The sequence below is a fragment of the Duganella rivi genome, assembly GCF_009857435.1.
GTDB classification, from domain to species: domain Bacteria; phylum Pseudomonadota; class Gammaproteobacteria; order Burkholderiales; family Burkholderiaceae_D; genus Rugamonas; species Rugamonas rivi.
Map to the genome: position 1 here is coordinate 401,741 of NZ_WWCK01000003.1, position 13,766 is coordinate 415,506.

The 13,766-nt window shown below is 65.0% G+C and carries 13 protein-coding genes; 6 read left to right on the top strand and 7 right to left on the bottom strand.

All coding sequences use genetic code 11. The features are described 5' to 3' along the window. Nucleotides 1–9: 9 nt before the first annotated feature. The 3 genes from GTP45_RS10445 to prsR are packed head-to-tail and all read left to right on the top strand — an operon-like array spanning nucleotide 10 to nucleotide 4,620. A complete protein-coding gene (locus tag GTP45_RS10445) occupies nucleotides 10–1,314 on the top strand; it encodes a TIGR03013 family XrtA/PEP-CTERM system glycosyltransferase (protein WP_166454584.1) in 1,305 nt (434 codons plus the stop codon). Continuing rightward, nucleotides 1,314–3,293: an XrtA/PEP-CTERM system histidine kinase PrsK gene (gene prsK, locus GTP45_RS10450; protein ID WP_161013806.1), complete on the top strand. Its 1,980-nt coding sequence runs from the start codon at nucleotides 1,314–1,316 to the stop codon at nucleotides 3,291–3,293. Before GTP45_RS10445 ends, prsK begins: the two co-directional genes overlap by 1 nt. Next, nucleotides 3,280–4,620, top strand: a complete 1,341-nt coding sequence (gene prsR / locus GTP45_RS10455; protein ID WP_161013807.1) for a PEP-CTERM-box response regulator transcription factor — start codon at nucleotides 3,280–3,282, stop codon at nucleotides 4,618–4,620. The genes prsK and prsR overlap by 14 nt, the downstream gene beginning before the upstream one ends. Here prsR and GTP45_RS10460 read toward each other — a convergent pair whose 3' ends face one another. From GTP45_RS10460 to GTP45_RS28985, 7 genes are read right to left on the bottom strand one after another with little or no spacing between them, the layout of a single operon-like run. Further along, nucleotides 4,621–5,229, bottom strand: a complete 609-nt coding sequence (locus GTP45_RS10460) for a tetratricopeptide repeat protein (RefSeq protein WP_161013808.1) — start codon at nucleotides 5,227–5,229, stop codon at nucleotides 4,621–4,623. Further along, the gene (locus GTP45_RS10465; protein WP_161013809.1) at nucleotides 5,226–6,458 is read right to left on the bottom strand and encodes a glycosyltransferase; all 1,233 of its coding nucleotides are present in this window, start codon (nucleotides 6,456–6,458) and stop codon (nucleotides 5,226–5,228) included. Before GTP45_RS10465 ends, GTP45_RS10460 begins: the two co-directional genes overlap by 4 nt. Continuing rightward, nucleotides 6,452–7,279, bottom strand: coding sequence for a hydrolase 1, exosortase A system-associated (locus GTP45_RS10470; protein WP_166454585.1), 828 nt, complete (start codon nucleotides 7,277–7,279; stop codon nucleotides 6,452–6,454). The genes GTP45_RS10465 and GTP45_RS10470 overlap by 7 nt, the downstream gene beginning before the upstream one ends. Then, nucleotides 7,279–8,109, bottom strand: a complete 831-nt coding sequence (locus GTP45_RS10475) for a hydrolase 2, exosortase A system-associated (RefSeq protein ID WP_371874431.1) — start codon at nucleotides 8,107–8,109, stop codon at nucleotides 7,279–7,281. The genes GTP45_RS10470 and GTP45_RS10475 overlap by 1 nt, the downstream gene beginning before the upstream one ends. 2 nt (nucleotides 8,110–8,111) lie before the next feature. After that, nucleotides 8,112–8,354 carry an acyl carrier protein gene (locus tag GTP45_RS10480; protein WP_161013810.1) on the bottom strand — a complete coding sequence of 81 codons (243 nt, stop codon included), beginning with the start codon at nucleotides 8,352–8,354 and terminating at the stop codon, nucleotides 8,112–8,114. Further along, complete coding sequence (locus tag GTP45_RS10485; protein WP_161013811.1) at nucleotides 8,321–9,034, bottom strand: GNAT family N-acetyltransferase; 714 nt, start codon at nucleotides 9,032–9,034, stop codon at nucleotides 8,321–8,323. The genes GTP45_RS10480 and GTP45_RS10485 overlap by 34 nt, the downstream gene beginning before the upstream one ends. A 31-nt stretch (nucleotides 9,035–9,065) precedes the next feature. Next, nucleotides 9,066–9,194: a hypothetical protein gene (locus GTP45_RS28985; protein WP_267876190.1), complete on the bottom strand. Its 129-nt coding sequence runs from the start codon at nucleotides 9,192–9,194 to the stop codon at nucleotides 9,066–9,068. Here GTP45_RS28985 and GTP45_RS10490 point away from each other — a divergent pair. From GTP45_RS10490 to GTP45_RS10500, 3 genes are read left to right on the top strand one after another with little or no spacing between them, the layout of a single operon-like run. Continuing rightward, a complete protein-coding gene (locus tag GTP45_RS10490) occupies nucleotides 9,193–10,755 on the top strand; it encodes an acyl-CoA ligase (AMP-forming), exosortase A system-associated (protein WP_161013812.1) in 1,563 nt (520 codons plus the stop codon). The two genes, GTP45_RS28985 and GTP45_RS10490, sit on opposite strands and share 2 nt — an antisense overlap. After that, nucleotides 10,752–11,978, top strand: coding sequence for a pyridoxal-dependent decarboxylase, exosortase A system-associated (locus GTP45_RS10495; protein WP_161013813.1), 1,227 nt, complete (start codon nucleotides 10,752–10,754; stop codon nucleotides 11,976–11,978). The genes GTP45_RS10490 and GTP45_RS10495 overlap by 4 nt, the downstream gene beginning before the upstream one ends. Continuing rightward, nucleotides 11,975–13,741 carry an asparagine synthetase B family protein gene (locus GTP45_RS10500; protein ID WP_161013814.1) on the top strand — a complete coding sequence of 589 codons (1,767 nt, stop codon included), beginning with the start codon at nucleotides 11,975–11,977 and terminating at the stop codon, nucleotides 13,739–13,741. The genes GTP45_RS10495 and GTP45_RS10500 overlap by 4 nt, the downstream gene beginning before the upstream one ends. The last annotated feature ends 25 nt before the right edge of the window (nucleotides 13,742–13,766 follow it).

Below are 13,766 nucleotides of genomic sequence, written 5' to 3' on the forward strand. Positions count from 1 at the left end.
GTAGCCTTGATGCTGCTGTTACTTGAGTTGTCGATTTTGCTCGCAGCAGCTGTCGCCAGCGCGCCTTTGTGGCCGGCCCTGACGTTCGCGCTGGTGATGGTGCTCAGCATGGGCACCTTGGGCATGTACCAGCATGACCAGTCGCGCGAGGATATCAAAAGTACACTGCTGCGGATCATGCCGTCGTTTGTGCTGGGCTTTTGCCTGATGCGGCTATTGGCCGGGCTGGATCCGGCGATGCAGCTCGGGCCTTTGGGCAGCACGGTGTTCCTGCTGGGCGGCGGCGCGGTGCTGCTGGCGCGGATGGTGGTGTTCACGTCGGCGCAATCGAGCATGCTGGAACAGCGCCTGATTATCGTCGGCGATGGCGCGATAGCGCGCGAATGCCTGGATTTGGCGGCGGGCAGCATGGGCTTCCATCCGTTTAGGGTGGTGGGCTTTGTACCGGTGTCCGGCGAATTGCGCGCTGTGCCGCCGGCCATGCTGCTGCCGGCCGATCTGCCGTTACTGACGCTGGCACGCCGCTACGCCGCCGATGAAATCGTGGTGACGGTCGGCGATAGGCGCAATGGCGCCTTCCCGGTGCGGCAGTTGCTGGAGTGCGCACTGGGCGGCGTGCCTGTCACCGACGCCGCGACCTTTTTTGAGCGCGAGGCGAGCCAGATTCGCGTCGATTCGCTGCAACCGAGTTACTTGATTTTCGGCGGCGGCTTCGATCAGAGCATGATGCGGGCGACGGTGAAGCGGGTGTTTGATTTGCTGGCTAGCGCTGCTATCGGCTTGCTGACCATGCCGGTGATGCTGGGCGCCGCGCTGGCAATCAAGATCGAGGACGGTGGGCCGGTGTTTTATCGGCAGGAGCGGGTGGGGCGCGATAACCGCGTCTTCAAGGTACTGAAGTTTCGGAGCATGCGGCAAGACGCGGAGCGCGACGGCCAGCCGCAGTGGGCGGAGCAGGACGATCCGCGCGTGACGGCGGTGGGCCACTGGATACGCAAGCTGCGCATCGACGAACTGCCGCAGATGCTCAATGTGTTCAAGGGCGAGATGAGTTTTGTCGGCCCTCGGCCAGAGCGGGCGTATTTTGTGGAGCAGTTGTGCGAGCAGATCGCCTACTACAACGTTCGCCACGGGATCAAGCCGGGTATCACCGGACTGGCGCAAGTACGCTATCGCTACGGCGCGTCGGTGGAAGACGCGCTGCAAAAGCTGCAATACGATTTGTACTACGTGAAGAACAACAGCCTGTTTTTGGATTTGCTGATATTGATCGACACGGTGCAGGTGGTCTTGTTCGGCAAAGGCGGGCGCTGATGGAATGGGATGGCGCATCAGCGGTCGCGGTGTTTAGCCACGCTGTGGCGGTACTGGCCTTTGCCACACTGGCCGCATGGCTGCTGCGGCGCGGCCGGCCCGCCGTATTCATGGCCGTTGCCGCCGTCGCCACGGCGCTTTGGGCGTTGCTGGCGATCATAGCGCTGCTGTTCGCCGCTGAACCGCTGATGCTGCTGGACGCCCCCGAGGCCTTGCGCAGCGCAAGCTGGCTGCTCCTGCTGCTGCATTTTTCCGGCGCGGGAAAGCGCGCGATGGCTGCCGCGTTGCTGTTGCCCGTTGCCTGCCTGGCGGCTGCCGCCTTGCCGGATGCGCCGCCATTGCTGCTGGCCGCATTGCATCTCGCCCTTGCGGTGCTGGGCATGCTGTTGGTGGAACACGTCTACCGCGCCGCGCCGCAGAAAGCGCGCTGGGGCATCAAATTCGCCTGTCTTGGCGTCGGCGCATTGTTCGCGTTCGACTTCTACCTGTACAGCGACGCCATGCTGTTTCGCCGCGTCCATCCCGACATATGGGCCGCACGCGGCATTGTCAATGCCTTGAGCGCGCCTTTGTTGGCCTTATCGATGTCGCGCAATCCCACATGGACGCCCGGACTGCAAATCTCGCGCCAAATCATGTTCCATTCGGCGGCGCTGCTGGGCTCCGCGTTTTATCTCGTGGCGATGGCGATCAGCGCATGGTATCTGCGCTACGTCGGCGGCGCCTGGGGCGCGCTGATGCAAGCGGCCTGCCTGTGCGGCGCGGCCTTGCTGCTGGCCGCTGTACTATTCTCGGGGGCCATGCGCGCGCGGCTCAAACTCTTCATCAGCAAACACTTCTACCAGGGCCGCTACGACTATCGCGAAGAATGGCAGCGCTTCACGCGTGCGCTCGCCGACGACGCCGACGGCCTGCCCGAACGCGCCATTCAGGCGATAGCCGGGCTGGTGGAAAGTCCGGCCGGCCTGTTATGGCTGCGGCATGACGACAACGGCTACCATGCCGCCGGCCGCTGGAACACGCCGCTGGCATCGTCCGGCGAGCGCGCTGACAGCGCCTTGTGCCAACTACTGGCACAGCGAAACTGGGTAGTCGAACTGTCGTCATGCCCGGAGCGGCCTACATGGTCGGCAGACTTTTGGCTGGCCGTGCCGCTGATGCTGGAGCGCCGGCTGTATGGTTTCATCGCACTTGCGCCGCCGCGCACACCGCTGCAACTGAACTGGGAGGTACGCGACGTGCTGAAAATCGCAGGCTGCCAAGCCGCCAGCTATCTCGCCCATCGCGCCTCGGCGGACAGCCTTGCCGTGGCGCGCCAATTCGAATCCTTCAACCGCATGTCGACCTTCGTCGTGCACGACTTGAAGAACCTGGTCTCGCAACTCTCGCTGCTGCTGGTGAATGCAGAAAAACACAAAGCCAATCCGGCATTTCAGGACGATATGCTGCAAACACTGGCGAACTCGCTGGCCAAGATGAGACACATGCTGCTTAAACTAGGCCGCAATCAGGCGCCGGAAGCAGCCGCGCCGCTGCAACTGGATCAACTGCTGATGCGCGCCGTGCAAGCGCATGCCGGTAGCGAGCCGCGTCCTGCGCTGCAGCTGCGGGCTGCCGGCATGACTGTGCTGGCCGACAGCCAGCGCCTTGAACGCGTGATCGGCCACCTGATTCAAAACGCCATCGAAGCCACGCCGCGCACCGGCAGCGTGCTAGCCCGCCTGCACGCGGCAAATGGCGCCGCCTTGATCGACATCTCCGACAACGGCCACGGAATGAGCGAGCAATTCATCCGCGAGCGCTTGTTCCAGCCATTTGTCTCCACCAAGACCGCCGGCATGGGCATCGGCGTCTTCGAAAGCCGCGAGTACCTGCGCGAGATCGGCGGCCAACTAGAGGTCACCAGCGCGCCGTCCATCGGAACCACGTTCCGCGTAACGCTGCCGTTAATCGAGGAGTCAGAACATGGGCAAGAATAAACTGCTGGTGGTCGAAGACGACACCGGCCTGCAAACGCAATTGCGCTGGAGCCTTGATGATTACGACGTGATTATCGCCGGCGACCGTGAATCGGCGCTGTCGCAACTGCGCCGCCATCAGCCCGCGGTCATCACCATGGATCTTGGCTTGCCGCCGGATCCCGATGGCGCGGGCGAAGGCTTGGCGCTGCTGTCGCAGATCCTCACCAGCGCGCCGGACACCAAGGTGATTATCCTGTCCGGCAACCAGGAACGCGCCTTTGCGCTGAAAGCCGTCGCCATGGGCGCTTATGATTTTCATCAAAAACCGCTGGATGCCGACACGCTGTCGCTGGTGATCGCGCGCGCCTTCCACCTGCACGCCATGCAGCAGGAAAACCGCCGCATGCTGCAAATTCAATCCGACTCGCCGCTGGCCGGCATCATCAGCCGCGATCCGGTCATGCTGAAGCTGTGCCGCAGCGTGGAGAAGGTGGCGCCATCATCGGCTACCGTGATGCTGCTCGGCGATTCCGGCAGCGGCAAGGAATTGATCGCGCGCGGGCTGCACCAACTCAGCGCGCGGCAGCAGAAACGCTTCGTCGCCATCAATTGCGCGGCCATCCCGGAGCATTTGCTGGAGAGCGAATTATTCGGCTACGAAAAAGGCGCGTTCACCGGCGCGCAGCGGCAAACACAGGGCAAGCTGGAACTGGCGCATGGCGGCACCCTGTTCCTTGACGAGATAGGCGACATGGCGCTGGCCCTGCAATCCAAGCTGCTGCGCTTCCTGCAAGAGCGCGTGATCGAGCGCGTCGGCGGCCGCAATGAAATCCGCATTGATGTACGCGTGGTCTGCGCTACGCATCGCAACCTGAAAGCGCTGGCGGCGGAAGGCGGCTTCCGCGAAGACCTTTACTACCGCTTGAGCGAAATTGTGCTGATTATTCCGCCCTTGCGCGAGCGGGCCGGCGACCGCGCGCTGCTCGCACATCACTTCCGCAATAAATTCTGCGCTGTTGAATCGCGGTCGGTACTGGCCTTCAGCGCCGAGGCCATGGCGGCGATTGAAGCCTACCCATGGCCCGGCAATGTACGCGAGATGGAAAACTGCATCCGCCGCGCCGTCATCATGTCGGATGGGCCGCAGATCATGCCGGCGGATCTGGGGCTGCCCGATGGCGTGGAAGAAAACATCAATCTGCGCGCGGTGCGCGAGGCAGCCGAGTATCGCGTGATGGTGCAGGCGCTGGCGCGGGCGGATGGCAATATCGTCAAGGCGGCGGAGCTGCTGGGCGTTAGCCGTCCCACCTTGTACGATTTGATGAGCCACCACGGTTTGAAGTAGTCACTCGCGCCATTCACCGGCGGCTACCAGCTTGTGCTTCAATCCCGGCAGCGGGAAGCCCATGCCGTAGGTTTTCTGTGCGCTGGCGCGGGCCTTGTCATAGTCTTTGTTCTTCACGTACAGCAGGCCGAGATTGTAATGGGCGGTGGCATTGTTCGGCTCCAGCCGCGCCGAGTGCTCCAGCTGTTCCAGCGCGCTGTCGGTTTGTCCGAGTGCCAGCAGATAGCTTCCGTACAGTGCATGCACGCGCGCGTCGTCGGGCCGGTAGCGCAGGGCGCGGTCAAAAAAACATTCAATCGTGTAGCGCGCGCCATGCGGCTTGCGATTTCTGTCGCGCAGCGCAAGGCGCGACATGGCGGACAGCGCGCGGTGGTGATTGGGGAAGTGTTCCAGCGTGTAGCTGATGTCGGCGCCCAGCGCGCCGGTGGCGCCGCGCACCAGCCGCTCGACATTCGGCGTGAAGTGGAAATTTTCAACCACGGCCAGCCCTTGGCGATCATCGGCGCTGGTGTAGTCGCCGCCCGGATCGTGCTTGACGTAAGCTGGGCAATCGTCGGCGGCACCGGCGGCCGCGCAGATCAGCAGCAGGGCAAAAGCATATGGCTTCATGGAGACTCCTTGCGTTGAACGCGATCCAGCAGCGCGGCCAGTTCGCGCGTGCGGTCGGCGCGCGAATGGCGCGCCACCACGACCGGGGCGGCGATCGGCGCGCGCTGCGCGCGGCATAGTTGTAAAAAGTGCGCGAGAGCGGCGCCGATGTCGTTGGCGGAATCCAGCCGAGCGATGGTGTCGATGCCGGCGCGGCGCAAGGCGGCTGCGGTATCGCCATCCGGGTGGGTGAGCGCCAGCAGCGGACGGCGGGCGCGCAGGTATTCATACAGCTTGGCCGGGATTTGATGATTGCAGTTGGCGGCTTGAAGCAGCAGCAGGGCGTCGGCGTCGAGCATTTCGGCCAGGCTTTCCCGGTACGGCAGCGGCGGCGCCAGTTCGATGATGTCTTCCAGGCCGCAGATCAGGCCTCGCAGGTAGTCGTCATGGCCGCTGGCGCGCAGCACCAGCCGGAAGTTGGCGGCATGGATGACGCCAGCATCGCGCAGGCCAGCCAACGCCGCAAATAGCGCGCGGGGATCGCGTTCCGATGGGTAGATTACGCCGCTGTGCAGCAGGCGAAATGGCGCGCGGGCCGGGCGCAAGGGCGGAGCCGCGAGTTCCGCGCCGATGAAACTCGCCTCGTCGTAGCCGTTTTCGATCAATGCGATGCGGCCTGCGGCCGGCTGCGCAAAGCGCGAACCGAGATCGCGCACCGCACCGGGCGTGGTGCAGACCACCGCCGCGCTGCGCTGCATGGCTTGCTGTTCTATCCAGCGGTGGATACGGTGGCGGTACGGGTCGGGCGGATAATCGTGGTCGATCATGGGATCGCGCTGGTCGGCGATCCACGGCAGGCCGGTCAGCCGGTGCAGCGTGAGACCGATTAAGTGCGCGGTGGCGATAGGGTAGCTAGACCAGATGGCGCTCGGGCGGTGCTGGCGTATCAGGCGCAGGCCTGCGGGAACGGCGCTCAGCCACCATGAGCTCCATCGATCCGGCTGCGCCAGCAGGCCGGGATAGCGGCCGCGCACGGACAGATGGCGCGCGGCGTCGAGCGCGAAGCTGCGGTGCGCCGGTGCGGCGGCCTGGGCGTCGGCATCCTGATAGGCATGCGGACTGACGCTCAGCACCAGCGGCTCCCAGCCGCAGCGCGGCAGGTGCTGCGTGAAGGCCAGCGTGCGCTGAAAGCCGCTGCCGCCGCGCATCGGCGGGTAGTGAAAGGCGATCATGAGGACGCGCTTTACCATGCCCGTATCCATTTCGCGCAGATGTCGGCCACTTCGTCGCGCCAGGCCTGGCGGGCGAAGGTGTGATTGGCATTGGGGATGATGGTTTGCTGGACGCGCGGCATCGCCAGCAGCTTGCGCCAATGCGGGTGTTGACCCGGTAGCGCCATGAATTCGCGCGCGCCGAGATCCGCGCCGCTGAGGATAATCAGGACTTGGCCGCGAAAGCGCCGCAAGGCTAGATACAAGCGCTCCGGCAGCGTTTCAACTTGCGCCGTGGGTTGGCGCGCTGCGGTCAGCACGCGTCGGAAGGAATCGAATGCAGGCCGCAGTCCAAAGCGGCCTTGCCGGAGCTTGCGCCAGAAGTCGCGGTCGCGCAGGCGATGCAGGTAGTAGTGGCGCAGCGTTGTGCGGGCTTCGCCTTGCGCGGTGCGCACCCAAGGATTGGCCAGCACCAGCCCTGTGATGCGCGGGTCGCTCCACGCATGGAAGGCTGCGGCGGTAGCGCCGTCGCACAGCCCCCACAGCACCAGCTCTTTCATGGCGGGCATGGTGGTGAAAAACTCGCCGATGGCGGCTTCCAAATCGTCCTGGATGTTTTCAAAGTCGCGCATATCGCCTTCGCTATCGCCCATGCCGCGATAGTCGAAGCGCATCACTGGCACATGGTGTTCGGCCAGGTGGCGCGCCAGCAGGACGAACTGGCGATGGCTGCCGACGCGGTATTGCGGCCCGCCGGTGACGATCAGCACGCCGCGCGACAGCGGTTCGTCCGGCACGTGCAGAATGCCGATTAGCCAGCAGCCCTGGCACCGGAAGCGCAGCACGCGTTGATGGGCCATTATGCGATCTCCAGTGCGGCGCTGCTTGCTTCCAGCAGCGAGGGGACAACGCCGATGTCGGTACTGATCCAGAACGGTTCGCCGTGCAGCGGGACAGCGTGGACTACCGCGCCGTCGCTGCGCCAACGGTCGATCAGGAGCGCGGATGCGGGTTGCAGCGCGGCTTGGGCTTCGGCAGATGCGCCATAATCGGTGCCGGCGTCCAGCGGCGGCAGATTGAGTTCCAGCCACTGCACCGGGCAGCGCGGCGTCAGCGCGCCGGCGTCCAGCTGGTTGATGGCGGCCGATAGCGCCGGCGGCATCAGGTAGCCGGCAATCTCCGTGCCTTGCTCCACCGCTGGTGCGCCGGCAAATAGCCGCGCCGCGCTTTGCAGGCGCGCGAATTGGTTCAAGTGCGCGCGTCCGCTTAGCGCTGGCTGCCACAAAATCAAGGCTTGCGGCCGCGCGCCGACCGCAAAATCGAGCGCCAGCAAGGCGCCCAGGCGCAGGCCCCACAAGTAGCGCGGGCCGAGATGACGCTCCGCCAGCCATTGCCATGCGCGCGCCAAATCCGCCAGCCAGATATCCCAGCGCGCCTTCGACAACTCGCCGCTGCTGTCGCCGCAGCCGTACAAGTCGATTTGCAGCACGCCGTATCCGGCCTGGGCATAGGCGCGCGCCTGCAAGGACACCATGCGGCGGCTCTTGTTCAATTCCTCGGCAAACGGATGAACGTAAAGGATCGCGCCGCGCGGCGCTACGCCCGGTTCCGGCTCATGGTACAGGCAAAAGCGCTCGCCCTCGTCGGCGCTGAGGAAGAATGGCAGGGCGCTCAAGGATGCGGCGTCCACGATCAGCCCATTTTATCGGCAACGAAGCGCGCCAGCGAACCGGCCGTGGCGAAGTGGCGCGCGCTGATTTCATCATCACGCACCTCGAAACCGTAGTGCTGTTCAAGCGCGACAATCAGGCTGGCGACCGCCATCGAATCCAGCTCCGGCATGGCGCCCAGCAGCGGCGTGTCTTCGTTGAGCGGCTGCCGGCCCAGTCCCAGCGTGGCCCTCAGGATTTGGCAGACTTCTTGAAGTTGTGGCATGGCGGCTCCTGTGTTGGAGGGTTGAATGTCAATTCGGGGAAGGAAGTGGCACTGCGCGATAGATGAACATACGGCCACAGGCTGGCGATCATCCACTGCCACGCGCCACAGCGGAGAAACACGGCGTGGCCGAGCCGCACGGTGCCGATTTGCGCATGTGCGCGCAGCGAGGCGGCGTTGAAGGCGGAGATCCGGCTGCACGTCCAGCGCACGCCGCGCCGGCGCAAGTGCTGGCGCGCCGCTTCCCACAAACGGCGGAACACCCAGCCGAGACGTTCCTCCGGCCGCACCCACACATCAAAATCCCAGCCGAGGCGCGAAGACGCCAACCGGTAGCGGACGCGCACTTCATCCTCGTCGTAAGCTTCGGCAATCAGCCACAGAAACCCTGCCAGTCCGCCGTTGCGCCAGGCGCACAAGGTCTGTGCGCCTTGTGCATAGCGTGCGCGCACCACTTGCGGCGGACGTGGATAGCCGGCCGGCAGCGCGGCGTCGGCGCCGGGCATGCGGATCTCGATATCGGCGCCGCGCATCGGCAGCAGTGGCGCGTCGCTCACGTATTGCGCGACAAATACGTAGCGCAGCAGCGTCCAGCGTCCGCCGCTCGCGCGCTCCAGCAGCCGCGCCACCAGGTACAGCGCGGTGTTGAGCAATCCCAGTTGTGCAAAGGTACGGCGCATGGCATTGAATTCATCGAGGGCGGGATTCCGATTAGACTATGGCCGCCAGGCGCACGGTTTGCGCCAGCACAAGCGCGCGCAGAGTTTGATCGGCATCAACAACGGCTGAGCCGATTCTCCCGATGATGGAAGACCCGTCCATCTTGAAGGCGATCGCCATGGCGCAGCTCATCCACGATTTCATTTTTGCCTCCGCGCGCGCGATGCCGGAGCGGCAAGCCTTGTCGTATCAAGGCGTGGGCCTGAATTACGCCGCGCTGGCGCAGATGGTGCGGCAGGCCGCCGACGCGTGGCTGGAGCACGGGCTGGCGCGCGGCGCGCGGCTGGCGGTGTTCCTAGAAAAGCGCGAAGAGGCGGTGGCGGCGATGTTCGGTGCCGCCGCCGCTGGCGGCGTGTTCGTGCCGGTCAATCCGGTGCTGAAGCCGGAGCAGGTGGCCTACATTCTGGCCGACTGCAAGGTGCGCATCCTGGTGACCTCGCGCGAACGACTGAACCAACTGGCCGGCGCGCTCAGTGCTTGCCCTGATTTGCGCGTGGTCATCGTGATCGGTTCGATGGCGGGATTGGCGCCGCTGCAAGGCGTGCAGCTGCTGTCCTGGCGCGAGTGCATGGCTGGCGCGCCGCCGCGTTCCTCACATGCCTGCATCGATAGCGATATGGCCGCCATCTTGTACACCTCCGGCAGCACGGGCCAGCCCAAGGGCGTGATACTGTCGCACCGGAATTTGGTGGCGGGCGCAACCAGCGTCGCCAGCTACCTCAACAACATGCCGGAAGACCGCATCCTGTGCGTGCTGCCGCTCAGTTTTGATTATGGCTTGAGCCAGTTGACGACGGCGTTCTCGGTCGGCGCCTGCGCTGTATTGCTGAATCACTTGCTGCTGCGCGACGTGCTGGACGCCATCGACCGCGACCGCATCACCGGCATGGCCGGGGTGCCGCCGCTGTGGATCCAGCTGGCCGATCTCAGTTGGCACCACGCGCGGCGGCTGCGCTATATCACCAATTCCGGCGGCGTGATGCCGCAGCACACCATCAAAGCGCTGCGCCGCGCTTTGCCGCATGTGCAGATTTACCTGATGTACGGCCTGACCGAAGCCTTCCGCTCCACCTATCTGGCGCCGGAGCAGCTGGATCTGCGGCCGGACTCGATCGGCAAGGCCATTCCCAACGCCGAGATACTGGTGCTGCGGCAAGACGGCTCGCCATGCGCAGCGAACGAGCCAGGCGAGCTGGTGCATCGCGGCGCGCTGGTGGCGATGGGCTACTGGAACGATGTCGCCCGCACCGCCGAGCGCTTCCGGCCACTGCCAGCGCGAGCGGATGGCTTGCCGCTGGCGGAACTGGCGGTCTGGTCTGGGGACACGGTGCGTGCCGATGACGAAGGTTATCTCTACTTCATCGGCCGCAGCGACGACATGATCAAGACCTCCGGCTACCGGGTCAGTCCGGCGGAGGTGGAGGAAGTGGTCTACGCGACCGGCCTGGTGACGGAGGTGGCGGCGTTTGGCTACGCCCATCCAGCGCTGGGGCAGGCGATTGCGCTGGTGGCGGTCGGCGCCACGCTCGATGGCGATGCGCTGCTGGCCGCCTGCAAGCGCGCCTTGCCCGCCTACATGGTGCCGTCACGCATCGAATTGCGCGAGCAGCCGCTGCCGCGCAATCCCAACGGCAAGATCGACCGCAAGCTGCTGGCGCAGGCGCTGGAGGCACGCACATGAACCCGACCCACGCTGAGCAGCGCCAATTCCCGGTGCTGGACGATTGCTTGCAACTGGGCGGCATCACGCTGCCGCGACTGGCGGAGCGGGTAGGCCGGACGCCGTTTTATGCCTACGAGCGCGAACACATCCAAACAAGGATTGAGCTGCTGCGCAATACCTTGCCGCCGGCGCTGCATGTGCACTATGCCATCAAGGCCAATCCCATGCCGGCGTTGGTACAAATGATGGGCTTGCTAGTCGATGGTTTCGACGTCGCTTCCGGCGGCGAGTTGAAAACGGCGCTTGATGCCGGCATGCCGCCGTCGCGCATCAGCTTTGCCGGGCCGGGCAAGAGCAACGCCGAGCTGCGCAGCGCGATTGCGGCAGGCGTGCTGCTGCACCTGGAATCGGAAGAGGAAATGGAACGCGCCGCCCGCATCGGCGATCTGCTCGGACTCACGCCGCGCGTCGCGGTGCGCGTCAATCCCGAGTTTGAATTGAAGTACGCCGGCATGAAAATGGGTGGCGGCGCGCGACAGTTCGGCGTCGATGCCGAGCGCGTGCCGGCCATGTTGCGCAAGCTGGGCGCGCTGGGACTGGATTTCCAGGGCTTCCACCTGTTCTGCGGAGCACAGAATTTGTCGGCGACGGCGATTTGCGAGGCGCAGCGCTTATGCCTGCATCTGGCGCTGCGGCTGGCCGATAACGCGCCGGCGCCGCTGCGCGTGCTGAATATCGGCGGCGGCTTTGGCGTGCCGTACTTTCCCGGCGAGCGGGCGCTGGATTTGTCGGCAGTGGCGTCGGGGCTGCACGAGTTGATGCAGACGCTGGACGCGGCCTCGCCGCAAACGCGGCTGGTGCTGGAGCTGGGCCGCTACCTGGTGGCGGAGGCCGGCGTCTACGTCTGCCGAGTGCTGGAGCGCAAGCTGTCGCACGGGCAGGTGTTTGTGATTACGGATGGCGGCATGCACCACCATCTGGCCGCGTCCGGCAATTTTGGGCAGGTGATCCGCAAGAATTATCCGGTGGCGATCGGCAATCGCATGCAGGCCGGGCCGCGCGAGGTGGCCAGCGTGGTTGGCCCGCTGTGCACGCCGCTCGATACCTTGGCCGACAGCCTGGAGCTGGCGCGCGCGGAGCCGGGCGATTACGTGGTGGTATTCCAGTCCGGCGCCTATGGGCTGACCGCCAGTCCGATTGCCTTCCTTGGCCATCCGCCGCCGCTGGAGGTGCTGGTATGAGCGGCCTGCGCGGCCACCTGAATATGCCGCACGACTGCGAGCTTTTGGTCACCGCGCCCGGCGGCAGCGTCAGCCAGCATTCGGAGCCCGGCTTGCAGGCGGCGGTGTACGGGCGCGCGCTGATGGCCGGCAGCCGGGATCAGTTGGCAGCGCGGCTGGCCGCAGCTTGGCGGGTACGCGGTGCGCAGGCTTGCGCCGAATTGTCCGGCCACTTCGCGGCCTGCATTATCGATAGCAGCAAGGGCGAGGTATTGCTGGCAGTGGATCGCAGCGGCGTGCACGCCATGCACTACGAGGGCAACGCGCAAGGGCTGCAGTTCGCCAGTTCGGCGGCGGACTTACCGGCCGGCGAGCTTGATCCGCAGGCGCTCTATAACTACCTGTATTTTCACGTGATTCCCGCGCCGCGCAGCGTGTATCGCAACCGGCACCGCTTGCTGCCGGGCGAATATCTGCTGTACCGGCGCGGCCGCATGGAGCGAGGCGCCTACTGGCGCATCCGCTTTCACGAGGAGCGCAGCTTGCCGTTTGCCGTGATGAAGCGGCAGTTTCTCGGCATTTTGCAGGATTCGGTGCGGCAGGCGGCGGACGGCCAGATCGGTGCTTTCCTCAGCGGCGGCACCGACAGTTCCACGCTGGCCGGCATGCTGGGCAAGATCAACGGCCAGGCGCCGCGCACCTATTCCATCGGTTTCGACGTCGATGGCTACGATGAAATGGCCTACGCCCGCATCGCAGCCCGCCACTTCGGCGCGCAACATCACGAGTTTTACCTGGCCGCAGGGGATGTGGCCGACGCCGTCCCACGCATAGCCGCCGCCTGCGACCAGCCGTTCGGCAATTCCTCCATCGTGCCGGCCTATTTTTGCGCCCGGATGGCACGCGCGGACGGCGTCACCCGCTTGATCGGCGGCGATGGCGGCGACGAACTATTCGGCGGCAACGAGCGCTACGCCCGCCAAGCCGTGTTCGCGCGCTACGAGCGCTTGCCGTCGGGCTTGCGTCAACTGGCGCTGGAGCCGATGCTGTTTGGCCTGGCGGGCCAGGTGAACTGGCCGCCGCTGCGCAAGGCCCGCAGCTACGTCGAACAAGCGCTGGTGCCGATGCCGGCGCGGCTGGAAACCTACAATCTGCTGGGGCGTTACGGGCCGGCGCAGGTACTGCACGCGGACTTCCTGGCAACAGTGGACGAGGGCGGGCCGCTGGGACAGTTGAACGCCTGCTACTGGGAGTCCCACGGGCTCAGCCAGATCAACCGCATGCAGGCGCTGGACTTGCGCTACACGCTGGCCGATAACGATCTGCGCAAGGTGACGACGGCGTGTGAACTGGCCGGCTTGGAGGCGGCGTTCCCATTTCTGAGCGACGAGATGCTGGCTTTCTCGGCGCGCCTGCCGCCGGACGACAAGCTGCACGGCACGCGGCTGCGCTATTTCTTCAAGCAGGCGCTGCGCGAGCATCTGCCGCGCGCCATCGTGCACAAGAAAAAACACGGCTTCGGCATGCCGTTCGGGGCGTGGCTGATGCAGGATGCCCGCTTGCGGGCACTGGCCTACGATAGTTTGCACGACCTGAAAGCGCGCCGCCTGGTGCGCGCCGACTTCATCGATCAATTGACGGGCAAGCTGGTGCACGAGCATCCGGCCTACCACGGCACCATGGTGTGGGTGCTGATGATGCTGGAACGCTGGCTGCAAACCCACATTCAGGCCTCGGCATCCCCCAAAACGGGGTATGAAACTGAGCAGAGTGGACTACAATAAACCTCCTGCTCTGCAAAAAAGAGGC

Bases quoted from the DNA above. Each gene is read 5' to 3' on its own strand.
- GTP45_RS10445 (WP_166454584.1), top strand. From the start codon at position 10: ATGCTGCTGTTACTTGAGTTGTCGATTTTGCTCGCAGCAGCTGTCGCC.
- prsK (WP_161013806.1), top strand. From the start codon at position 1,314: ATGGAATGGGATGGCGCATCAGCGGTCGCGGTGTTTAGCCACGCTGTG.
- prsR (WP_161013807.1), top strand. From the start codon at position 3,280: ATGGGCAAGAATAAACTGCTGGTGGTCGAAGACGACACCGGCCTGCAA.
- GTP45_RS10460 (WP_161013808.1), bottom strand. From the start codon at position 5,229: ATGAAGCCATATGCTTTTGCCCTGCTGCTGATCTGCGCGGCCGCCGGT.
- GTP45_RS10465 (WP_161013809.1), bottom strand. From the start codon at position 6,458: ATGGTAAAGCGCGTCCTCATGATCGCCTTTCACTACCCGCCGATGCGC.
- GTP45_RS10470 (WP_166454585.1), bottom strand. From the start codon at position 7,279: ATGGCCCATCAACGCGTGCTGCGCTTCCGGTGCCAGGGCTGCTGGCTA.
- GTP45_RS10480 (WP_161013810.1), bottom strand. From the start codon at position 8,354: ATGCCACAACTTCAAGAAGTCTGCCAAATCCTGAGGGCCACGCTGGGA.
- GTP45_RS10485 (WP_161013811.1), bottom strand. From the start codon at position 9,034: ATGCGCCGTACCTTTGCACAACTGGGATTGCTCAACACCGCGCTGTAC.
- GTP45_RS10490 (WP_161013812.1), top strand. From the start codon at position 9,193: ATGGCGCAGCTCATCCACGATTTCATTTTTGCCTCCGCGCGCGCGATG.
- GTP45_RS28985 (WP_267876190.1), bottom strand. From the start codon at position 9,194: ATGGCGATCGCCTTCAAGATGGACGGGTCTTCCATCATCGGGAGAATC.
- GTP45_RS10495 (WP_161013813.1), top strand. From the start codon at position 10,752: ATGAACCCGACCCACGCTGAGCAGCGCCAATTCCCGGTGCTGGACGAT.
- GTP45_RS10500 (WP_161013814.1), top strand. From the start codon at position 11,975: ATGAGCGGCCTGCGCGGCCACCTGAATATGCCGCACGACTGCGAGCTT.